We start from the raw sequence: 21,864 nt of genomic DNA, 5'->3' as shown, positions 1-21,864 counted from the left end.
GTATCGAAGATCGTCACCGTTTCGCCTCGAGCAGCCGCAGCAGAAGCCAAGGCGCGACAGAGGGTGCTCTTGCCCGATCCCCCCTTGCGGTTCATCACCAGCACAACACGTATCCCGTAACCCATACCACCTTCCTCACTTCGCCGATTGCGTTTCTCACAATGTGGATCGCTTAAATCTTTTATCTTAACTCACATCGCTTTAATCTGAACGCCGACTGCGGATATCAGAAACCAGCTCGCGCAAATCTTATTGCGTGAAGCGCGTTTCTTTAATCGTTTGCCTGATTACTGGATGCGTGTGTCTTTTATCTGATCGCGCAATGCGTGTATCACAAGGCGTGACCCCGAACACACATCCCTGATGCCACAAGACGCATCCCACACTTCCTTTCCCCGGAACCTGAACACTGAACGACAGGATCCGCACGGTAAACAAAACAAGGCTTTAGGCCCATATTCACAAGGAAAACGCGCCTCTGACCACATGGCTGAGGGTGCACTATCCCTATCTCACCTTGTGTGTTGCGCGATCAGCGAAACGCATTCGGTGGCGGGGGAGTTACCCAAGGTCAGCACAATCTGCAAGAGCATAAATCGCGCTTAGATTGCACTTGAATGGGAGGTGAAGGAAGGGGTAGGAAGAGTGGCAGGAAATGCGATGTGTCTACAAATAATCGGTGGCAGAAGTTGGTGGTAAAATCAGAACCTCGCGAAACAAGACTTAAGTCGCGGTCCAAGGTTTTGGCGGGTGTTGGCAATGAAGTTGCTGATTCTGCAGTGCAGCAAGTCGGTGGACGCGGACGGCCTCGGTCGGAGGACAAGGGCCAGGTCGTGAGCTGTCGCCTGCCTGCCGAAGAACTCCATGCCTTCGACGCGCTTTGCACCCAGCTTGGCGCGAAATCCCGCTCGGACGGGGTGCGCTCGGTGGTGCGGATGGCCTCAGGTTTCCTCGAGTTCAGCCGGGAGGACAGCGTCAAGCTGGAGGAAATCCGCTACGAGTTGGGCAAGATCGGCACCAACGTGAACCAGATCGCCCTAGCTGCGAACCGGGGCAGGGCGCCGATGGTCAAGGCGCAGTGGGCGTCGGTGGATGAGTTGCGGCGGTCGCTGCCGATGGTGGCCAAAGCGCTGAGCCAAGTCATAGCCGAGCGCCGGCGGCAGGGCGTGGCGCTGTTCCGCAAGTTTGTCGAAGCTCAGGAGGGCGCGCGCCATGGTTAAGTTTGGGCCGCGTCCCATCGGGGTTGCCGAGGCCGTTCTTGGAGAGATCAACTTCCTGCGGCCGCAGCAGGGTAGAGTGAAGGCGGGCGGTTCGTCTTCGCCCAAGCGCGGGTTCAGTTTCTCGACCCGGGCCAGCCAGCTGTGGCGGTTCTCGCTGGGTTCGAACGCGGCAGTTCTAAAGAAAATTGGCAAGGGCGGGACGGCGAACGCCAAGGAGTTGGCCGCCCAGATGGACTACCTGTTCTCGAAGTCGGCTTCGATCTTCGGCAACGGGGTCGTGCTGGATGCCGACGCCAAGGGTCTGACCAAGGACGAGCGCAACGAAATCGTCGGCGACTGGGTCGAAGATTGGCGCGGCTCGCCGAAAAACGGCCACACGACCCATCTCTTGATGAGCTTCCCGTCCCATGTTCGGCCAGAGAAGGCGAAGCTGATTGCCGAAGCCTGGGCTTTCGAGATGTTTCAGTCGGGCGAGCATAAGGATGATGTCTGGTCCTATGTCGCAGCCCTGCACACCGACAAGGCCCACCCGCATGTCCACATGGTCGTCAACAACCGGGGCACGGTGAATGACAGCTGGTTCTTCATGGCCAAGGAGCATGTCTTCAATCTGGAGATCATGAAAGAGCGCATGGTGGCAATCGCGGCCGAAGAAGGCGTGTTTCTGGATGCCACTTCGCGCGCCGAGCGCGGCTTGCTGACCTATGGGCCATCACGGGCAGAGATTGAGCGGGCGCGGGTTGAGGGCCGGGCACCTGAAGAAAGGCCGCGTGAGGGTAAGGCGCTGGATGATGCCTTGGCGACAATGGCCCGCACGGCGGATGCCATGCGCAGTCTGCAGCATGTGGCGGCACTGACAGGTCTGCCGGAGATTGGCGAGAAGATCGCCAAGGCGGAAGAAGCTTTGCGTCGTGGCGGGGTACTGCAACCTTTTCCGGGCGATATCGCGACGGCGGAGCGGGCCGATCTGGATCGGCATTTCAGCGGATGGATGGCCGAGGCGGAGGGCAAGATCCGAAAGATGCCCGTCGCCGAGCGCAAGGAAATGCGGGACGAGCTTTATGGCTATGCTATCGATATCGCCAAAGGCTTGGGCGATGCGAGAGGGGCGCAACTTTTGCAGATGCTGCCGCAAACAAATCTCTATGCAACGGGACTTGAGGGTGACCGCCTGACACAGGGTAGGGAGGCCGTTGATCTGCAGCCAGGCGCCGTCGACCGGCTGAAAACGGCCATCGTCAGCAAAGCTGTGGCCTTAGGTCTCAGCGGCGACCGCTTGGCCGAGCGACTGGAGACGGGTGCTGCCAATGCGTGGGAAGAGCGCGATTGGGTGCGCAGTGACTTGTTGGCCCTGTCCGGGCGACGGCGTGTCGATCTTCGGAATTCGGATCAGAGTAGGACGGTCGTCGATGATCTTGAACGTTTCTATGAAACGGCGGCCAAACTGACTGAGCATACCCGGGCGCATGAGGTGGCATCGGACAATGATCGTTTGCTGCGTGCCCTCGGGGCAATGGGTCGCATCATGCAGACAGACGGAAAGGTGGAATTCCGGGGGGATGCCCATGCTGAGCGGTTCGCTGATGAGCTGGGTCTGCGGTATGGCAAAGAGGTTGTGGCGGAACTCGCCAGCGGGCGGACGGATGCGCTGGCAGGGGATTTCGAGGATGCGGATCAGCGGAGGTGGATCGCGCGGGCCATCGTTTCTTCGGCTAAGTCGCATGTGGCGTTCGGGCTGACACTGAAAGAGGCACGGCACGCTGAACGGCTGCTCGCGCTAACTTCTGCTCGGGGCGAGAATGATTGGGAGCGGTGATTGCGCGTAAATGGCTCGGGCTGGCTGGCTCAGATTTTCAACAATTGCCGTAGTAGCCGCCGGAATATCGGCAGTATTCGGTGGCCGCGCCGGAACGGATCATCTCTGCCGCGATGTCACGGCCGCTGGGCAGAACACATTGGGCGACTAAGCGTCCATATCGATCAACGTCCAGAACTGCGCAACGCAGTTGCTTGCCGGATATCAGACTGTGCAAGGTCGACGTGGCGGTTGAACCGCCTTGGTGGTTCCATTCCGGCGCATCGAGGCCCCAGACACGAATTCGACGCGACTCGCCGCTAAGCGTGAAGGTGTCTCCGTCCAGAACTTTGCTGACACGTGCCTCAAGGATGGGTACTTCCTCCGCCTGGGCATCGGGACCTGCAAGAAGTGCCATAGCGGTAATGATCGTTGCGAGCAGTGCCCGCGCCAGTCGACGATGACGAAGCCGTTGAAGAGTGTGAGGCAACACGTCCATGCTTCTAAAATTGCTCGAACTTTCGCGCCAACGCAAGATCATCCCTGCCATCACTTTCGGTTCTTTGGAAATGACTGTCGGCAGAGGCCGGGGGCCGGTAAACACGATGGCGTCCAGACGCCGTATGCGATCATGTTGGTACTGCGGGCACAAGCTTAGACCGCGCCCTCAATGAGCGGTCCGTCTGCTGCCCATCCCGGTCGCAGGAATGCAGCGAATAGCCAGTCAAGCAAAGGATCGTCAAGCAAGCCTGCAAGAAATACTGAGCGCCAGTTGTTTCGACTTCCATGGGTGTCATCCTGACGGTCTAACTCTGCAGTAAGGATATCTCTCAGCGCTTGCCGAGTGGCCGGTGCAGCTCGCAATTCGGCTGCTGCGAGGCTAGGCCGGCGAAGCAGATTGGTCCAACTGGTGCGCAAGTAGCGTAGGATCGAGGTGCGATCGACTACGTTTGCCATGTGAAAACTCACTGCTGCGACGAGCGGGTCAAAAGGGTCAAGCGCAGGTCGCAGAGTGATCCTGGGCACAAGGCCAAAGTCCTCGATTTGTGCCACGAACAGTCGTTCCCGCAAGATGTCATCGAAATAGGGGTGAAGAATTCGCTCGTGAGGATTCGCGCCGGTCAGTAGATTCGTCCGCGTGCTGTTACACTTGCAGGCCGGGACCAGGTTATGGCCGAAGATCGCGAAGACTGGATAATCTGCTTTTGGGAGCAGATGGTCTAGCGTGCCGCTGTGAAACGACCCGCACATCGGGCAGCAGTTAGCTTCGCTTTCCTCTCGGATGCGATTAATATGCGGGAGCTCCTTTGATGGCGAAGCGTACAGCGCCTTCAGTTGGGCTTGGATCGGAACTGGGAGCGCTATGTTGACTACGCCATGCGAGTTACCCATGGCCGCGACATACTGAACGTAACCCGCCTTGATCGCAGGGACTTGTGCGGCAAGACTTGGATAGCATTTTAGTCGGGTGTTCAACGCAAGCGCGTCCAGAGCGGCCGCATCATCGAAATAGTCAGGCGGATCAAGTCGGTTCATTGGCCGCCACCCTCGCGGTCAGTTCCTTCGACCTGTGCACGAATTTCGCTAAGCAAATCAAGCGACACCCGATCCTTGTAGGTCACAAATATTTCATCCCAAGACGCGCCCTGGGCAACAATTTTTGTTTCAACCTCTTGTGCGAGGCGTGAAGGCCGGTCCTCCCCGAACACGAAATAAGAAATCGCGCCAACATCTGCGCCGAACGTCTTGAGTATCGGGGTCTCTGCGGAGATCACTCGATCCGAGTTGGATCGAAGCACAGTGACCTGGTCCTCCATCGCCTCGCGCACGAAATAAACCGAATGCGTTGCCAATATCGCCGCGGATCCTGTCTGTTTGAGCAAGCTGTCAAGCAAAGCGACAAACTGACTAATGAAGTTCGGATGAAGGTGGGTCTCGGGCTCGTCGAAGAGTAACAGCGTACCATTCTCGACATAGAGACCTGTCAGCGCCGCGAAGCGTAGAAAGCTCAGTTCCCCACTACTGAGGGGATAAGTCTTGCCCTCGATCATGCGGACAGGTTCGGCGCGGCTATTGATCGAAGAATAACGCTCGAGCGTCTCCTGTTCCCCGCCACGGTTCAGGCCAAATACCGATACGGAGCCGTGCTCGCTGGCCCTTTTGCGTAGAACCAACTCTTCACAACCCTCAATCACGCTGATCGACTTCTGAAAAATCTCATATCGACTCTTCCCAGCTATACCCTCTGTACTGCGCGCGAGTTGAATGATGAGGTCGCTAGTTGAATGCCGCGTCCGTCCGCTCACCATGGAAAAACGCCGATACCAGACACGTGCGTGCTTGCGCCGCTCACTCGGAAACACAGAGGATGTTGATGCCGACGGATAGAAAGTAAGCGGTGCGTGAACCCCGTCGGGCTTTTAGATTGACGGTTTTTGGAAGGCCCAAGGCATGAGGTCGTCGATGCGCGACGCGGGGTGGCCGTTGGCGATGGCGGTCAGGGTTTCGCGCAAGTAGGCGTAGGGATCGATGGCGTTCAGTTTGCAGGTTTCGATTAGCGAGGCCATGCGCGCCCAGGTTCGGCCGCCCTCGTCATGACCGGCGAACAGCGCGTTTTTTCGATTGAGGGCGATGGGTCTGATGGTGTTTTCGACCGGGTTGGTATCCATCTCGACGCGGCCATCGGTCAGGAAGATTTGCAGGCCATCCCAGTGGCGGTGGATGTAGCCGAGCTTTTCACCCAAGCGGGATTTGGCGGAGATCCGGCTGCGCTGTTGGGTCAACCAAAGGCGGAAGTCGGTAATCAGCGGCGCCGATTGCACTTGGCGGGCGGCAAGACGCTCTTCGGGGGGCCGCCCCCGGACGCTGGCTTCGACCTTGTAGATCTGGGCGATGCGGCGAAGGCCTTCGGCGGCGATCTCCGAGCCGTCCTTTTGATAGATGTCATGCAGTTTGCGCCGGGAATGTGCCCAGCAATAGGCCAGCGTCAGGGGCATGCCGCCCACGCGCTTTGGTTCAGCCAAGGCGTCATAGCCGGTATATCCATCGACCTGCAGAATGCCCTCGAAGCCCGTCAGGATGTCCATCGCATGACGACCATGGCGCCCGGGCGCATAGGTGAAGACGACGGCGGGCGGATCGCCACCGCCCCACCCGCGATCATCGCGGGTCACCGCCCAGAGGTAGCCGGTCTTAGTCTTGCCCGCCTTGGGATCGAGGACCGGCGCTCGGGTCTCGTCCATGAACAGGCGGCTGGATCGTTTGATGTGGATCAGCATCCGGTCGACGACTGGGGCCAGATGATAGGCCGCCACACCGCACCAGTTTGCCAGGGTTGACCGGTCCAGGTCCACGCCGCCCCGGCCATAGATCTGGCATTGGCGATAAAGTGGCAAGTGGTCGGCATATTTGGAGACCGCGACATGTGCGAGCGTGCCCTCGGTCGGCAAACCGCCTTCGATCAGCCAGTTTGGCGTGTCAGCCTGAATGATGCCAGCGTCGCAACGACGGCAGGCATAGCGAGGGCGAACGGTGACGACGACCTGGAAACGGGCAGGAACGATGTCGAGCCGTTCTGCGCGGTCTTCGCCGATCTTCACCATATCGGTGCAGCCGCAGGGACAGATCTTCTGCGTGGGTTCGATCACCTGTTCGATGCGCGGTAGATGGTCGGGCAGATGGCCAAGGTTGCGTTTGGCTGGCGGACGCCTGGGCCTGCCATCGGCATTGCGCTCCGTCAGCGCTGCCCGTGCAGCCTCGGCTTCCGCGACGGCCGTTTCCAGATCCTCGAAAGCCAGCTGACGCTCATCGGGGGGCAGTTGCTCGGACCGTTTGCCATAAAGCGCATGGCGCAGCTCGGCTATGAGATAATCCTGACGTTCGGTATGGGCTTCCAGCCCGGCGACCTTGGCCTGCATGGCCGCAAATGCCTCACGCACGGCGGGCGGAAGGCTGTCCAGATCAAAGGGGAGATCGGCGGGCGCAGACATGGCGATTTATACCGCATACCCCCGCGTTTGCCCATATTTACAAGGCAATCCGAGTCATTCTGTCGCGGTGGGAAGCATCGGTCTGGGCGCATGGATGCGGCGCCAGTCAAGGCCGGCAAACAGCGCCTCGAACTGCACCCGCGACAGCCGCATGACCCCGTCGCCAACCTTTGGCCAGGCAAAGCCGCCCTGTTCCAGGCGCTTGTAGATCATCACGATCCCACTGCCGTCCCAGAACAAAACCTTGATCCTGTCGCCACGCTTTGACCTGAACACCACCATCACCCCCGCCTTGGGCGCAAAGCCCAACTCGCCATGGGCCATGGCGGCCAGCCCGTCATGCCCCTTGCGAAAGTCTACTGGCTTGGTCGCAATCACGATCCGGACGGCCTGATCGGGGAAGATCACAGCGCCTTCCTCAACGCCGCCGCCAAAGCCGCCACACGCTCCGGGCTGCAGTCCGGCACCACATGCAAAACTGCGCCGCAAATCTCGACCCTGATCACGCCAGTGCCGCCCACCGCGGCAGCGGCAGTATCAGAAATCGGTGGTTCGATCACCAGCGGCACGAATGCCGGGGCTGCATCGATCGGCACCACCAGCTTACCTTTACGCGCTTGAGCGCGCCATCCAGAAAGGTGCCGGGCAATCAGCCCATACTTCGCTGCAACATCGCAGACCCGCGCGCCGGGCTGAAAACTCTCGGCCACGATCCGCGCCTTGAGGTCATCCGGCCAACGCCGACGGCCGGTCGGGCCATCAAGGATCTCGATCCGGGATACTCTCTTCGATCCACGCACCTCCATCCGGTGCTCGTTTTGGTGCTCCATGGCAAGCCTCCCGCAAACTCAGTTGCAGGACGGCATGCCCGAAGTCACATCAAGCCGAAACCACGGGGCTGGCGCACCGCTTACGATAGAAACCGAGTATCCGATTGAACACCGGGCGATCGCCATCGAGTGCAGTCAGATTGGGCTTTCCTAGCAATGCCGCATCGACGATCTGCGCTAATGTCTGACTTTTGCCGACGCCGTTCTTGCCGATAACGATTGCGAAGCGACTGGGTAGCACATCGCCAACATGCGAAAAACGGAACTTGAGATCGTGTGCGTTTGGTCGCCCCGCAAGATGAAACTGGACGCGCACGCCTTCGGATATCCGGTCAAGCTCCTCAAATCCGACCCCGCGCAGGATCGGTGCAGCATTCTTCCAAGTAAAATAGGACTCGCTTTGACGCAAAAAGGCACTGAGAAAGATTTGGCTCTCTCGCGCCGCTCTTAGCCAAGGTCTGCCAATAGGCCGATCCTCTGCTTCAACCATGTCGTTCATCGCGCGCAACACGATGCGTGTTTCATCCGGTCCGAGCTGTCTAATGATCCGCCGATAGCTCTCCATATCTGGCAGCATCGTGAAATAGTCCGGAACCTTTTCGGCCGGGATTGCCCTCTGTTCACGATTGACAAGCTCGCGTAAGTGCATTGTGTCAAACTTGTTATCATGCTTCTCAAGGAAGCCAAAGAGCCGCGCAACTCCAAGCGCTCGCTAGAAAAATCCGGACTATTCTTGGGTTGGATCACAATTTCGATAAGAATGCGCTCACCAAAGTCATTCCAGCCGTCCGAGCTGGGCATGATCACTATCGTTCCTGGCTCGATAGAGGTTTGCAGGTTTTGCTCATTGAGAAACAGGACCTGATAGCTAGCAGCGTTTTCTCCCACCGAATTACTCCCCATTGTGCCGATCAATCGCTAGGCGAATTTGCCCGAAGAGTTGTACGCCCACCAGCCGACGTTCACACTGTAAACAGTTGGGCAGCAGCGTTGACAAATTCGCGCCTGCGAAGGCTCCCGCAAGGTTAACTTGTCAAAAGTGTCGCATATCGACCCTAGAGTGCTGCGCCGAGCATTACGGTCAGCTTCATAGAAATCTGAAACGTAGCGCATCAAGTAGGTGATCGTCCGCAATGAAGCGACCCCATCAAAGCGATCGTCACCAGTGCAACGGGCTGATAGCGGACGTTTAGCAAGCAATTTCATTTCCGAATGCGATGTTGACCAAAGAGTTTGTCAAAAAAATCGGTGATCCTCGCCTCGGCGCCGTCACCAACCAATTCATTTGCGCCGAACCGATAGACTTCGTATCCAGCAAGGCGCAGCTCGCGGTCGGCTGATACCATTTCTGCATAGACCTTCAATGACGGAAGATCGTCTTTCGAGAAGTGATGTTTGCCATCTACCTCGATAACAATGCGTTGACGGCCGGGTAGCAACATAAGGAAGTCCATGCGCTGACGCGGTAGCGGAAGCCGACGGCGCAGGGACTTCGCGACGGCAGGATCATAGTGAAGGTAGACCTGCGGCAGGAGCGCGGGCAGCACCTCGCCGAGGGTGGACCGATAGGCCTTGAAGTAGGTCGCGAAAAGCTTGCGTTCTGCGTCCGAGGCTAGGGATTCCTGGAGGCGAGCTCCGAGTTTTGCGGCATCCGCCCCCGGTGTAACCTCGCCCCACCAGGAAACGAGTTCGGACCAAAGAAGGCCGCTCGCGCCGATCGGCCGGTCATAGACCAGGCAACTCTCTTCGCCGGACAGAATGACGATGTCGTTATTGATCGCATCTGCGAAGCCGATCTCCGGCTTCGGTCCTCGCGAAGCGAAGATCAAATTCTTGGGCCGGCCACTGACCCCGCGCGCCAGGGATCGGAAGCGGAAGAGCGGATGACCGGAAATTTCGCCTTCCTGCGCCAGCTCATACCCATCCCGTGCAAGGACCGCGTTCAGGGCGGCGACCGCCTTCGTCTGATCATCACCCGATCGAGAAAGGGGGTGAACAGCTTGTTCGAGTAAGGCGCCGAACCTCGCCCTGGAGCAATCGAATGCCCCGATTTCTCCGAACAAGTGCTCCACCGACCAATCGCCAGGATTGCGGTCCATATGCTGGGTGATCTGGTCGCGCAGGCTTTTGCCACCGCTTCCGAGGAAGTCATCAAGTGGCGAGGAAAGCGGAAAGTAGCCCTCGACCACCTCGATGGTGCTGCGCTCACCGGCAAGATCGTCTCCGAGGATCCGCGCAACGTCTCGTCGTGTGATCTGTGTCAACGGCGGATCGCTAGTCTCGAGCACCTTGCGACCCGCCTCATCGAGCGAGATGTCGCGGCGGACAGCAGCGAATTTGAGCGCCAGCCGAGCGAGGTCCTCCTGCGTGAGGTTCTCGAGCACAGCTTCGATACGCTGCCGTTTCGAGTAACCCTCCGGGGCAGGCACGACCAGCCCGGCGACCCGCTCTGGCTCCTGGCTCATTTGGGCGTGGCTCATCCCGTGCAGAATCCCGGAGAGAAGCCCGTAAAGGTCATCCGCCACGCCCGGTCCCTTTCAGGATCACGCGCACGAATGCAAACATCCGCGTAAACAAATAGTCGACCTGATCCAGAGAGGTCAACGGTTCCTGCGTTGTCTCGGAATGACGAATGCGGAAACTGTTCCCTATGGAGGTCAGCTCAGCGGCCTCCCGCCCAAGGGCTTCCCGAAATCCAGAGCCCGGCGGTGCGACGCGGTCCAGCAGCGCATCGGCCTGTGCGCGCTTATTGGCGCCGGGCTCCAGCGTCTTCAGGCGTTCAAAAGCATCCCACAGCTTCTCCAGAGCGTCCTGCCGATCTTCGGGCTTTGGCGAGACAAACCGCTGGCGCGCGGCTTCGAGCAGCCGGTCTGTCTCCGCATCGCCAGTTTGAAACAAGGCCCAGCCGATCGTATTGGCGATCGCCTGCGGAAGAAGGCGGCGGGCCTGTCCGGTCGCTGTGAGCTCGTAGGCGACAGCGTTCCGGCGGAACAGGAGGTTCACGTCCGCCACAAATCGCGCAAGGCCGGCGTCGCGATCCCAACTCAGGTGATGGTGGCGGTAGTAAGAATGATAGGCGCCCTGCAGGGCCTCACCCACGGCGCTGGCGCAGAACTCAAGCAAATCGAGGATCACCGGCGTGTCGGGCACTACGTTCGGAGAAAGCGGCCATTCGATCCACGGTACCTCGGCGCCTAGCACTTGGCAGAAGGCCCGCTCGTCACATCCGCATGGTCCGTTTCCGTCGGCGCACTGTTCTGGAAAGCGGTGCCCAAATGAGCCATTGCCAATTCTCGTCTGGATCAAGCTGCAGATGCCGGCCCACAAGCGCTCGTCTATGATATCGATTGCGTGGGGTCGACTTCCGTATTCACGATCAGTAAAATAGGTGGCCACGAGTTTCCTCCAATATCATCCCTTTGCCGCGCGACACGCCATCCCGGCGATTTCTCCGCATCGCTCGATCGGCGTCCAGGCCAATTTTGCGCCGCAATAGATGCTAATCTATTCCGAGTTTATTGAAGAATATTTTATTCCGCATTTCAGCGTCCCGGAGAAGTTTGGTCCAACTCAAGACTTCCATGTAGAGGCTGTTGTTACCAAACCATCGGAACCAGCCAAGTCCATCTGGCATGGGAGTAAAGTCCTTCTCAAACTCAAGCCACTTTCTTACTTTTGGCGTCAGATCGCAAACTACGTAACCGTAAAATGGCGTCGTGCTGTTGACGATGATATCGCGGCCAGTGGGTGTCTTGAACTTACCTTCTCTGATTTGATTGACATATCGGACGATCTGCTGAACCGGATCTTCCTTCGATGAAGGATCTGCGAAATTGTCTCGTTGAGGCTTCTTGAACTCGAAGATGGTGATGGGATTGCTCGCCTCGTTCTCACCGCGAAATGCAACGCGGCGATTGTAGATTGTAATATCCGTCCGATCTCCAGCTGGTTTGTTCAGCGGCTTATCGGATGAGACATAGGAAGAAAAATTAAGCCGCTCGTCGAGCATCCAGAGGCTGTGCGATTCATAATCCAAGTCTTCCGAATCTTTTTTACGTCGCATAATGATATCATGCACATCGCCTTCCGATTTGTACTTTCCATCGGAACCGATTTCAAGAGATTTGGAAAAAAGATCCAGAACGCACTTTCTCATGGAAACATAGTGGATGAGATCGTTCTTGCTGGTTTCGGAAATGCTGTCCATAATCTGAACGATTCTTGTAGTCAATTCATCGGGGTTTTCTGATTTCAGCAGCGCGGCCACCTGCGATCGCGTCTGAATTTCCTTTTCGTATTTCTTCTTTTGAAGATGAAGCTCGATATCTTGGTTCGTCGGTCGCATCGGCAGGGCGTCGAAATCAACCTCATTCGCGAGTGTCCGGTGCCAGGGCGCGTCGACCGACACATAGTCGGCTATTCGCGCTTGCTTGCGCATCTTCCGTTCAGTAATTTCCGAGCCTACAGTCGACTGGGCGATCTCGGCAGCCTTCTGCTCGATCTCGCTTTGAGAGATGCCAGTCAACAGGTCATTGTCATTCTGAAAGCGGAATTCGCCTCTTTCGAGCGACACATTGTCATTGAGGTAGTCGCCGAAAACATAGGACTTGACGACGAAATTGCGCCCTTTGGATAGATCCTGTTCGGGGCCGACCTCATAGAACTCTTCGGCAAACTCAGGTATATAGACCTGAAGCGGGTTATCGGTCACTTCGCGCCGATGTGCGACGAGACTGACTTTGCTCTTGGCCGACCTTGGTGTATAGAATTTGAAGACGCGTACGTCAAAATCCTTGACCTCTTCGTTGGCTGTGAGTGTGAACGTGCTCTGTTCAACCGGCATCTCAACAATCTGGCTGTTTTCCTTGCCCAGATAGTCGTTGAGAGAGACACCACCGGAAGGCTCGTTCGCTTCACGGATCACGATACGCGGACACGCCCGATCCTTGTCAACGAAATATGGTAATAGCCGTTCGACGATTACGCGGCAGACAGTATCAAGCCGCTTGTCCGGGAACTTGACCGACTTGATACCGGAAATCTCGAATGCCGTACCTGTCTCCCGCTTTTCCGAAGTGGACGTTTTCTCGTCAACGATGATGTCTTTGCCTAGGCCCATCCTAAAGGATCGATCATGAAACTCATCACCGACGGTGAAGGTGCTCGCCACTTTCACATGGTTGAAATATTTGAGGCAAGTGAAACGGCCAAAGCCCTTCCCGCCATCGGCGATCTTCTGTTCGGTATAAAGTGTATCAAAGGAATCGCGGTTAGTCTTCGTGAAGCCAACACCATTATCCTTAACGACAAAGCCATCGATATCTTCAAGGCGGTCGATGATGTCCGCTTGTCCACTTCGTAGTATTTCGATTTGGATCAGTCCGTTCTTGCCGCCTTTTTGGTCGATGGCTTGAATGGCATTCACTACTAGCTCCACTAAGGGCGTATAGATGTTAGTGCCAGATCGAATATTCTCGACTAGCCGCCTGACGTTTACATTGCTCATGCCATCTCGCTTACATCGGTCGGGCCATCGTTGGCTCTGTCATTGGACCCGCTCCCCGACGTCATTCTTCGTTCCCTCTTGATTCTCGCTGTCGAATTCGGCTGGCGGAGGACACTACGTTTTTGACGACATACTCGCGCATGAATCCTCTTAGTACCTGCGCCGCCGGAAGATCATGGGATTTGCACGCTTCGACGAACTCGTCTCGAAGCTCCCGGTTCAACCTGATGCGCAAGCCGACATCTTTTTTTGGCATACCGGGAGTGTAGCCAATGGATACACATTTGCCTAGAGGGATCCGCGAGATGAAGAGCAATCAGGCTTCAATGGTCTTCAGCCTTCCGCCTGCCCATTTGTCAGCATGTGCCAGGTAACCCAACCTCCGTTTTGCTATAGCGCGGCTGGTTGCTAATTTGCGTAGCACAAGTCACAAAACCCCAGCCTCTTGCGTCAACAACTTGCCGAGCAGTCAGGCGCGAGCGGCCTCTTTGTCCAACAGTCCTCGCAGAAGTGCCAACCGATCCCTGCTGAATTCACCCTCCCTGAGCGTTAGCCCCTGCATGGCGCGCACGAAGAATTGGCGAAAATCCCTGCGTTCCTCGCACCAGGCAAGCACTTTCACCCCTTGGGGCGGATGCACCAAGGCTAGGGGCAGGACCGTGCGCGTCGTCTCTTGTCCGGAAAGGTCGGTGTATCCGAAGGCGACCGGCTGGCTGGCACGGATCGCCCGGTGGAGCGCGGAAAGATCTGCTGCCGCGGCCGCGGGCAGATCTCCGTGCCAATAGGCGGCCGGGCGGACGTCCAGCAACTGGTAGATGCGGCCGAGAATGGCGGCTTCAGGATCGGTTTCCGCTAGCCGGGCAAGCGTTGCCTCTGCAGCGGCTGCGGCCACCGGATCGCCGCGATGGCTTGCCAAGGCGAGACCCCTGAGGGCTGCATCACGCAGTTCGTGATCCAAAGCAGACGCTGGTTGGGCGGCCACGCTGGTCGCTGCACTTTGCCCAAAGCCGATAGCGGCGGCAAACCCAGCAAGCCGGGTGCCGAGCGCGCGGCGCGTCAGGGTCAAGGGCGTGGGGCGACCGGGTCGCATGGCAAATCCTCGTGGGCATTGGAAAAGGTGCTCTCCTTCGCACGGGTAAGGCCGTTTGGTCTAGTATTTTCATTGAAGACCATCGTCCCCGAAGCGGGAGAATGCCTGAATCCGCAAGGCCCATGGCCTGCTCAGTTACACGAACTAGGCCGGAGCTAATCACCGCATGGCGTCAAAGCTCAAAGCCTGCGAGGCTGTGGGAGAACTTGCTCATCTTTGAGACCGCGATTGTGATGGGTGGTCTCAAGGCTGCGAGATCAACCTCGGGCTCTGCGATGGCTTCGGCCTGTTCCACCGTGGCGAGCACGTCAGCATTGACTGCAGCCAGCTCGGCCTCTGGCGCTATCTCATCCCGCGCCACAATCTCGGCCGCCAGTTTCGGCTCAGGTTCAACCGCGGCTTCAGCCTTTGTCTTCTCCGGCCGCACAAAATCCACCAGCATCCTTTCGGCCATTCGCCGTTCCAACGCCTCCATCCGTTGGGTCAACACCTGCACGTCCGCAGCTTCCTTGGGCGGATAGGGCAGGGCACCCTTTTGGGCATCGAACAACTTCTTGAAGGTAGGGTCCTGGAAGTAGACGATCCGGTGAACCAAGAGCGGGTTCTGCCGTTCCGGGATGAGAATTGCCTGATCCGGGCTCAGCCGCCGCACCTCGTCGGGGGTCAGAAGTGGCCGCTCCTCCATCCGCCGACTGACCGATCGCCGCTGCATGAAATCCCTGTCCCGAGAAACACTATCCGACACGGAAAGCTTCGTCGTCTTGCCCAAGGCGTCCGAAATCTCCCCCGCCGTCTTTTTGTCGTTTGCCGCGAGGTAGAGCTTCATTCCGGCGGCGGATTCGAGCGACAGGCGGACATTCTCGCCATAGATGTTATCGAGACCGGGGATCGACTGGGTGATGATCGAAACCCGAGCGCCATGACCAGCGAGCTGCTTCAGGGCCTGTTCAACAATCGGCATCGGCCCGAGCTGGTCGAACTCATCCAGCATGACCATGACAGGCCAGGGCTCTGATTTCGGGTCGGGGAGGGTGGAGCGCATGGTGGCGATGAGCTCGCCGAAGAACAAGCGCACCAGAGGCGACAGGGTGCGAATGTCGTCGGCATTGACCACGACATAGATCGACATCGGGCGCTTACGCAGATCGGCAAAGGAAAAGTCATTGCCAGATGTCGCGCGATCTACAGCCGGGTTGTTCCAAAGCGTCATGCCCGCGCCGCCAAGAACCGAGGCATGCGAAGACAACGTCCGGTCGGAATACCCTGCGAACTTCCGGAAAGTCTGGGCGGCATTGGGGTGTTTCACCTCCTCGGCATGCTCGCCGTAAACCTCTTGGGTCGCCCCCCGGCCAAAGAGAATGCGGCTTATCTCACCGATCGTTGGCTTGCCGCGCTCAATGGCCAGAAGGCCAGCGGCTACGAAAAGCTCACGCCCTTCAGTCAAAAAGTCGCCAGCGGTTCCCTTGTCCGAAACCGTCAAAAAGTAGTCCGAGATCTTTGCCAGTTCAGTATAGCGCTGCTCAAGATTTTCTATGCGGGCGACGCGCTCAAGCGGATTGTAGCGATGGGTCGGATGCTCAAAATCGAAGGGCGAAAAGCGATAGACTGCGTCGCCTTCGGCCTGCCGGTGCCGCGAAGTGGCCTCGAATATCTCGCCCTTCACATCGAGGACGACGATGCTGCCGTTGAACAGAATCGTGTTCGGGATAACATAGCCCACGCCTTTACCGGCCCGGGTGGGTGCCACAACGAGGCAATGCGGGAATTTCTGGAAGGTGGCGCTGACATAAGGCGCGGTCTTTGAAGGGGCGCCCAGCTTGCCGAAGACCATCCCCGCGCCCAAGGGCTGCAGGAGGCCATTCGTCTTCATCTCCGCGCGCGCCTGGAACTTGGCCTGACCGTATTCTGTGAGCTGTTGGCGGAAGGTTAGGGCGACGGCGGCAATCGTGAAGAGCACAGTTGATGCGCCGACAATTTGCCAAGGCAGGACCCAGGGCACGGAGGTCAACCGGGCAAAACCGGGAAACTCTGCGATCAGGACAAAGATGCCGGTCGCATTCGGATCGCGGCCCAAGATCAGGTTGAGGACAAGGCCACCAGCAATAAGACCAACCATCAGGCCGGATGTGAGACCAAGGGGAAGCAGCAAAGCAATGCGTTGCATGATCAAAACTCCCGATCTTGATCGTGAGCATGTGCCCGCGCGTGTTCCGGCGGTCGCGACGCCGCTTGCGCCACCATTCTGCGTTCCGCCGCCTCTGCTTCATGCGCGCTGATACCAAGCGAGGGATGCTCTTTGGCAGCGGAGACGACGGCAATGGCCATCGCGGCCCGTGCGGCCGGGTCCGCCACATCCTTGGCCAGTGCCTCGGTACGGCCCGCAGCGATGTCCTTTAGAACGGAGGCCCCATAGCGCTCCTTCATTTCTTCTGCGAAATCCCGCGCTTGATTTTCGCTGCGGAAGGCGACGGATCCCTGGCTGGCATGGACGCGCGCCAGTGAACCTAAGGCCTCAACCAGCGGGTCAGGTCCACGGGTAACTTCAATGCTGCGGGCGGACTGGATCAATTCGGCTGCACGCTCGTAAAAACGATCCACCCGCTCGGCCGCCGAACTGCGACCTTGGGCGCTGCTGAGATCAAAGCCATGCCGCTTGGCGACATCGGCAATATCGGACTTCACCCACGATTCTTCTTCGCGGGCGTTGGCAGCCCCCGCTTCAAGTCGCGCCTCAAGCTTCTTGAAATCGATCCCAGCGATGTTCGCATATAAACTCAAAGTAGCGCTCAACATCTTGGCACTGCTTTCGTCGAGGTCTTTCTCGGCCCCGGCAATCGCCAACGTGTTTGCGCCAATGGAGGTGCTGTAAAGCGTCGAACGGGGCGGGGCTGCTATTTCGGCCGGCTCCCGATCCAGCCCAAAGGCTGCCGCCGCCTCTTTGGCGATCCCCTGCATTTCGGATCGCAGGTCGTCTTGTCGGTCCGACGGCAATCGGTCGATCTGGGCTGTCGATTGCGCCACCCAGGCCGATAAGGCCCGCGGCGGGTCAGCCGCAAAGTCGCTCCGCTGCCGTTCTTCTTCGACATGGGCCGCCATCACTGGGCTTTGCGCCAAATGCTTGGCCAAGGCTTCACTGAGCGGCCCTTCATCGGGAAACTTGGCCAGAACCTCGGCGCCGCCATCGCGACCATAGGAGGTGACGGCCAGAAGTTCATCGGGCAGAAATCCTGCGGAGCCTTCGCCGTCGACAAAACGACCGGTGCCAATCGTGGCCTCAGCATCGGGGATATGATCGGCCACCATCTTCCGAAATTCTGGGTCGGCAACCAGCCGCTCGGCCAGATCGCGGGTGTCTTCAGTGTCCCGGCCAAGGGTCAGGACTAGTTGCGCATCATCTCCCGCATAGATCGCAGTCTCGGGACGGGCGAACGCGGGCTGAGGCCGATGCTCAAGGACAAGCCCTTCCGGCCCGCGATCGGGTTCTTCCACCAGATCGCGGGCCATTTCTGACGCGCGCTTTACCGCCAGCTCAAGCCCTTCTTCGCCCCCTTCATAGAAGTCATAGGCATGGCGCAGGGCCTCGCGGGAATTCGGGAAAGTGCGCTCAGAAACGGTAAGCTCATTCTCCCCTCCCGGCAGATTTGCCTCGTAGCCCGTATGAATGCCCCGATCGGTAGCCACCGCCACGGGCCGTAGCTCGACATTTGCATCGGTGGTGACCCAATCGCCTGTGGCGATGATGGGTGGCTTTTCGGCAAGGGCGTTTTGGTAGGCGGTTACCTCTCGATCCGCCACGTCCTCCCGGGCTTGCACCGCCGCGCGCAATTCCGGCCCGGGCGGAACCGCGTCACTGTGGTCCGCCCAAAGCGTCGCTGCCTTTTCTGGTGCGCGGCGGGCGAAGGCCTCGAGATCATCTCTCAGGCCTGTATCAAGCCGCTCGGTCACAGCGGGGCCATCCTTGCCCCACTCGACTTTGCCCAACCGCTCCGTCAGCGAGGCCTCCATCGCATTGAGGAACCCGGCGCGGAACTCGGCGTCGGCTGCATGCGAGTCCGGCAGACTTTTGAAATACCGCGTCTCGCCGCTTTCATGGACCCCGTGAATCTCTGTCCGGGCCATGGTGCGGGCCGTGTTGCCATCAATATGCGCCACTGATGGCCGCTCGGCTGGATCGGCGCGAAAGAACGCTTCGCCCGCCTGGCGGGGATCTTCGAATTCTTGCGCGGCTCCCGATAGGGTTAGCCTGACCGAGAAGTATTCTTTGGGTCGGTCGGTGGCAGAGTGCTCCGCATCGCTACGCTCTGTTTCCGGGCGCGCCGCGCTTGTATTTATGTCGTTTTCCATGGGGTACCTGCGGGCAAAGAGCCGGAAATGGGGAAGAGAAGGGGAGGGCGCGGTCGGGCGCTGCGGCGGCGTCAGTCGTCGAGGCCGGGGAAATACATCTCCATGATCCCGCGCTGATCGCCAATGCGGCCCATCTGCAGGATCACGTCGATCGAAGTCTGAAGGTATCGGATGACCTCGCCAAAACTGAGCTTGGTGCCCTGGGCCATCACCAAAAGCGCCAACCGGTCCATTGCCTTGCGAGCGGAATGGGCGTGCAACGTGGTGAAGGAACCCGAATGCCCGGTGTTGATCGCGTCCAGAAACGTCGCGGCCTCAGCCCCGCGCAATTCGCCCAGAATGATCCGGTCCGGTCGCAAGCGCAGTGTGGCCTGCAAGAGCTTGTCGGCAGAGCGGGGCGAACCTTCATCGCGCTGCGCGATCAGGCTCACGGTATTGGGCTGGCCGGGCAGAAGTTCGAGGGAATCCTCGATCGTGACGATGCGCTCATCGGAGGCGACCATTTCCAGAAGCTTACGGCCCAGCTCGGTTTTGCCGGTTGAGGTGCCGCCCGAGACGATGACATTCAGCCGCTCAGACACCAGTTTGCCCAAGAACGCCTCGACATCCGCCCCTTCCGATCTGGCACGGATCTCAGCCACCATCGCGCGGCGTTCCTCTTCCAGGGAGTTTTCTTGGCCGCGCAGAAAGCTGAAGGATTTTGCCGTCCGCTTCACATCACCCTGCCGGGAGCGAAACACCCGGATACCGATCACTGTGCCGCCCGAGACAGCAGGGCTGCCCACCACCTGACAGCGCAGCATCAGATCGCGATAGCGCACGGCTGCGGAAACCAGAGGCGAAGTTTCCGTGAAGGTGTTCGAGGTCGAATTGGCAATCTGGGAGGCCAAATCGCGCACGGACCGCGCGGGCAGCGCGGCAAGGCCGCTTGGGGTCATATGGATTTGCCCCGCGCGCTCCAGCCAGATCGACCCATCGGCATTGATCGCCAGTTCCATGACGGCTTGGTCCGACAGGGCGGCATCGAGCTGCCCGAGATAGGTGTCGAGATAACTCATCAGTAAAACGCCAGATCTGCATCGACACGGATCATCACGACTGCGCCCTGGTCGACGCTGATCGTTGGCGGGATGCTGAGGTAGTCGGCCATCACCGTGTTGACCGCCTCGCCGAGATCGGTGCCGACGTTTTCGGCGGTGTCAGAGGCCACCTCATTGGCCGCGTATTTGTCGGCTGCCAGTGTTGGCACGGCACCAATCAGGGAAATCAGAGCGGCCGTGCCAAAGCGCTGGAGGAAGTGGTTTCGGACGGCGCCGGGAAGACCCGAGCGCCCAATGCGGTCGGTGCCATATGCCGCAAGCGTGACGGATTGACCGTCAGTTGTAACCAGCCGGTCCCAGGCGATCAGCACACGCCGCTGTCCGGCATCAACTTCGGAATCGTAGCGCCCGAAGAGACGCGAGCCGCGCGGGATCAGCACGCGGGACATATCAAACGACCAGACATCGTGGCTGACGATGGCAGAGACATTTCCTGCCAGATCCGTGCTGATCGCGGTCTCTAGGGCCGCCTCAATCAACGTGCCCTGCATGACGGTATGGGCTGGATCGGCGATGACCTCGGCTTGTCGGACTTCAGCCGCCTTTGCGCCCGCCCTGCGGAATGCATCATCGCCGGTGGCGGCTTGTCCCGGCGCACCCGGGGCAGGGGCCGCGGCGCCAGGCTCAAAGCCCATATCCATGCTGGAGCGCAGGGCCACCATGTCGGAATGGATTTGCGCCTCGTTTAGCATTTCGGCTTCCTGCCTGCGCCGGGCCAGTTCTTCTTCCCGGGCACGAGCGGCTTCGGCCTCACTGTCGCCGTCGATCAGCGCCTTAGTCTCGAGCTCGGTCTGCAGCCGAATGTTTTCGCGCTCAAGTTCGGAGAGGGCTGCCGCGCGGGCCTTTGCATCGGCATCGAGGGCCGCAACCTGCGCTTTGAGGTCTGCCAGTGCTGCCTCGTCGGTGACGGTCACGGGATTGGCCTTGAGATCGGCGATCTGGGAATTGAGCGCCTCGATCTCGGCCTGCAGCCGTTCTGCCTCCGAGGTGTCTGGTGCCGCCGGGACGATCTGCGGCTTTGGCCGTGAGACGCTGAACCCATCCGTTCCCGTGCCATCGCCCTGAAAATCGCTGACCGAGGCCGTCTCGATGGCGGGTGCTGGGGCAGGAGCATCGGGTGCAGCCAGCACCAGCCAGGCCCCAACACCAACGCCGGCCACGGCCGTGACGGCGGAAAGGGCGTAAGGGTTTATGCCCCGACCGCGCTTCGGGGCCTCAGAAGGTTTCATACGCTCCATGCGGGCGGTGAGCTTTTCGGCTTGGGTCTCGTCGGTCATTGGCTGACCCCCGGCTCGGCTGTGACGCAGACGTATTCTTCGCCGTAACGCAGGACCCAACGCTCAGAGCGGGTGCTGACAGTGATGGTGGTGCCGCGCATGGAAGAATTGACCGAGTATTCCTGACCCTTGGCATCTGCGCGGAAGATCGTCGGCATCGGTGCGCCGGGCGGGATGACGAAGGTGGTCTTCCGTCCGTCATCTGAGATCGACACCGGCGCAAAGCCGGGCAGGGCGCGGCCCTTTTTCATGATCTTGTAGGTCATGGGCAGGGAGGCGGGGATCTCGCTGCCGGCGGTGGCGGCACGCGTGCTGCCGGGCACAGTAAACTTGACCGAATAGTTCGGATTGCCCTTTCCGCCTTCAGTTACCTGCAGAAAGTAGATGTTGCGCTGCGTCTCGACGGTCAGGTTGGTCGTGGCCCCGGCGACGACGGGCTTGATGATGAAGAGGTTAGCGCGCTCCAACTTGTCGATTTTGAAGCTTTCCAGATCGCCGATGGCGATGGACTGAATCTTCTCGCCCTCACCAAGTTCGACCAGCGTGACGTTCCTGAGGCGCGTGTTGATCCGGTAAACCTGCCCCTCCTGGTAAGTGGCATAGGTTACACGGGCATCATGGCTGCCGGGCTTGGGCGATGTCTCGGCCAAGGCGGGCAGGGCGGTCATCGAGATCAGAAGCCCGAGCGCAGGAAGAGTCAGGGGATGGGTCAT

20 protein-coding genes are annotated in these 21,864 nt (G+C 59.1%); 2 read left to right on the top strand and 18 right to left on the bottom strand.

All coding sequences use genetic code 11. The features are described 5' to 3' along the window. Positions 1-95, bottom strand: a 95-nt coding sequence (locus Q8K08_RS21975; protein WP_370870536.1) for a division plane positioning ATPase MipZ, incomplete at its 3' end; no start/stop codon positions are given. A 738-nt stretch (positions 96-833) separates the two neighbouring features. Here Q8K08_RS21975 and mobC point away from each other — a divergent pair. Both mobC and Q8K08_RS09325 read left to right on the top strand, forming a co-directional pair. Beyond that, positions 834-1,220 carry a plasmid mobilization relaxosome protein MobC gene (gene mobC / locus Q8K08_RS09330; RefSeq protein WP_305249902.1) on the top strand — a complete coding sequence of 129 codons (387 nt, stop codon included), beginning with the start codon at positions 834-836 and terminating at the stop codon, positions 1,218-1,220. Continuing rightward, on the top strand, positions 1,213-3,036 hold the full coding sequence (locus tag Q8K08_RS09325) for a relaxase/mobilization nuclease domain-containing protein (protein WP_305249901.1): 1,824 nt from the start codon (positions 1,213-1,215) through the stop codon (positions 3,034-3,036). The genes mobC and Q8K08_RS09325 overlap by 8 nt, the downstream gene beginning before the upstream one ends. Positions 3,037-3,073: 37 nt before the next feature. Here the strand turns inward: Q8K08_RS09325 and Q8K08_RS09320 are convergent, their stop codons facing one another. From Q8K08_RS09320 to Q8K08_RS09240, 17 genes are all read right to left on the bottom strand, one after another. Continuing rightward, positions 3,074-3,565 (bottom strand): thermonuclease family protein, encoded by a 492-nt coding sequence (locus Q8K08_RS09320; RefSeq protein ID WP_305249900.1) that lies wholly within the window; start codon positions 3,563-3,565, stop codon positions 3,074-3,076. A gap of 104 nt (positions 3,566-3,669) precedes the next feature. Continuing rightward, positions 3,670-4,551, bottom strand: coding sequence for a hypothetical protein (locus Q8K08_RS09315; RefSeq protein ID WP_305249899.1), 882 nt, complete (start codon positions 4,549-4,551; stop codon positions 3,670-3,672). Beyond that, positions 4,548-5,324: an AAA family ATPase gene (locus Q8K08_RS09310; protein WP_305249898.1), complete on the bottom strand. Its 777-nt coding sequence runs from the start codon at positions 5,322-5,324 to the stop codon at positions 4,548-4,550. Before Q8K08_RS09310 ends, Q8K08_RS09315 begins: the two co-directional genes overlap by 4 nt. 111 nt (positions 5,325-5,435) lie before the next feature. Beyond that, complete coding sequence (locus Q8K08_RS09305; RefSeq protein ID WP_305249897.1) at positions 5,436-7,004, bottom strand: IS66 family transposase; 1,569 nt, start codon at positions 7,002-7,004, stop codon at positions 5,436-5,438. A 54-nt stretch (positions 7,005-7,058) separates the two neighbouring features. Further along, positions 7,059-7,412: an IS66 family insertion sequence element accessory protein TnpB gene (tnpB, locus tag Q8K08_RS09300; RefSeq protein WP_305249896.1), complete on the bottom strand. Its 354-nt coding sequence runs from the start codon at positions 7,410-7,412 to the stop codon at positions 7,059-7,061. Further along, positions 7,409-7,834 carry a transposase gene (locus tag Q8K08_RS09295; protein ID WP_305249895.1) on the bottom strand — a complete coding sequence of 142 codons (426 nt, stop codon included), beginning with the start codon at positions 7,832-7,834 and terminating at the stop codon, positions 7,409-7,411. The genes tnpB and Q8K08_RS09295 overlap by 4 nt, the downstream gene beginning before the upstream one ends. Positions 7,835-7,883: 49 nt before the next feature. Beyond that, positions 7,884-8,483: a hypothetical protein gene (locus Q8K08_RS09290; protein ID WP_305249894.1), complete on the bottom strand. Its 600-nt coding sequence runs from the start codon at positions 8,481-8,483 to the stop codon at positions 7,884-7,886. Positions 8,484-8,752: 269 nt separating this feature from the next. Beyond that, a complete protein-coding gene (locus Q8K08_RS09285) occupies positions 8,753-9,040 on the bottom strand; it encodes a hypothetical protein (RefSeq protein WP_305249893.1) in 288 nt (95 codons plus the stop codon). Beyond that, positions 9,037-10,359 carry a hypothetical protein gene (locus Q8K08_RS09280; protein ID WP_305249892.1) on the bottom strand — a complete coding sequence of 441 codons (1,323 nt, stop codon included), beginning with the start codon at positions 10,357-10,359 and terminating at the stop codon, positions 9,037-9,039. The genes Q8K08_RS09285 and Q8K08_RS09280 overlap by 4 nt, the downstream gene beginning before the upstream one ends. Further along, positions 10,349-11,230 carry an AbiJ-NTD4 domain-containing protein gene (locus tag Q8K08_RS09275; RefSeq protein WP_305249891.1) on the bottom strand — a complete coding sequence of 294 codons (882 nt, stop codon included), beginning with the start codon at positions 11,228-11,230 and terminating at the stop codon, positions 10,349-10,351. Before Q8K08_RS09275 ends, Q8K08_RS09280 begins: the two co-directional genes overlap by 11 nt. A gap of 103 nt (positions 11,231-11,333) precedes the next feature. Then, a complete protein-coding gene (locus tag Q8K08_RS09270) occupies positions 11,334-13,340 on the bottom strand; it encodes an ATP-binding protein (protein WP_305249890.1) in 2,007 nt (668 codons plus the stop codon). A gap of 469 nt (positions 13,341-13,809) precedes the next feature. Next, positions 13,810-14,406 carry a WYL domain-containing protein gene (locus tag Q8K08_RS09265; RefSeq protein WP_305249889.1) on the bottom strand — a complete coding sequence of 199 codons (597 nt, stop codon included), beginning with the start codon at positions 14,404-14,406 and terminating at the stop codon, positions 13,810-13,812. 196 nt (positions 14,407-14,602) lie between these two features. After that, the gene (locus tag Q8K08_RS09260; protein WP_305249888.1) at positions 14,603-16,594 is read right to left on the bottom strand and encodes a type IV secretory system conjugative DNA transfer family protein; all 1,992 of its coding nucleotides are present in this window, start codon (positions 16,592-16,594) and stop codon (positions 14,603-14,605) included. 2 nt (positions 16,595-16,596) lie between these two features. Beyond that, positions 16,597-18,774, bottom strand: a complete 2,178-nt coding sequence (locus Q8K08_RS09255; protein ID WP_305249887.1) for a hypothetical protein — start codon at positions 18,772-18,774, stop codon at positions 16,597-16,599. A gap of 71 nt (positions 18,775-18,845) precedes the next feature. Further along, positions 18,846-19,832 (bottom strand): ATPase, T2SS/T4P/T4SS family, encoded by a 987-nt coding sequence (locus Q8K08_RS09250; RefSeq protein ID WP_305249885.1) that lies wholly within the window; start codon positions 19,830-19,832, stop codon positions 18,846-18,848. Further along, a complete protein-coding gene (locus Q8K08_RS09245) occupies positions 19,832-21,151 on the bottom strand; it encodes a TrbI/VirB10 family protein (protein WP_305249884.1) in 1,320 nt (439 codons plus the stop codon). Before Q8K08_RS09245 ends, Q8K08_RS09250 begins: the two co-directional genes overlap by 1 nt. Further along, entirely contained in the window at positions 21,148-21,864 is a 717-nt protein-coding gene (locus tag Q8K08_RS09240) for a TrbG/VirB9 family P-type conjugative transfer protein (RefSeq protein ID WP_305249883.1), read from the bottom strand. The genes Q8K08_RS09245 and Q8K08_RS09240 overlap by 4 nt, the downstream gene beginning before the upstream one ends.

Origin of the sequence: Pseudotabrizicola sp., assembly GCF_030684215.1 — a bacterium.
Classification (GTDB): domain Bacteria; phylum Pseudomonadota; class Alphaproteobacteria; order Rhodobacterales; family Rhodobacteraceae; genus Pseudotabrizicola.
The sequence above is the reverse complement of the archived record's forward strand: the minus strand, read 5'-3'. Positions and strand labels throughout refer to the sequence as shown.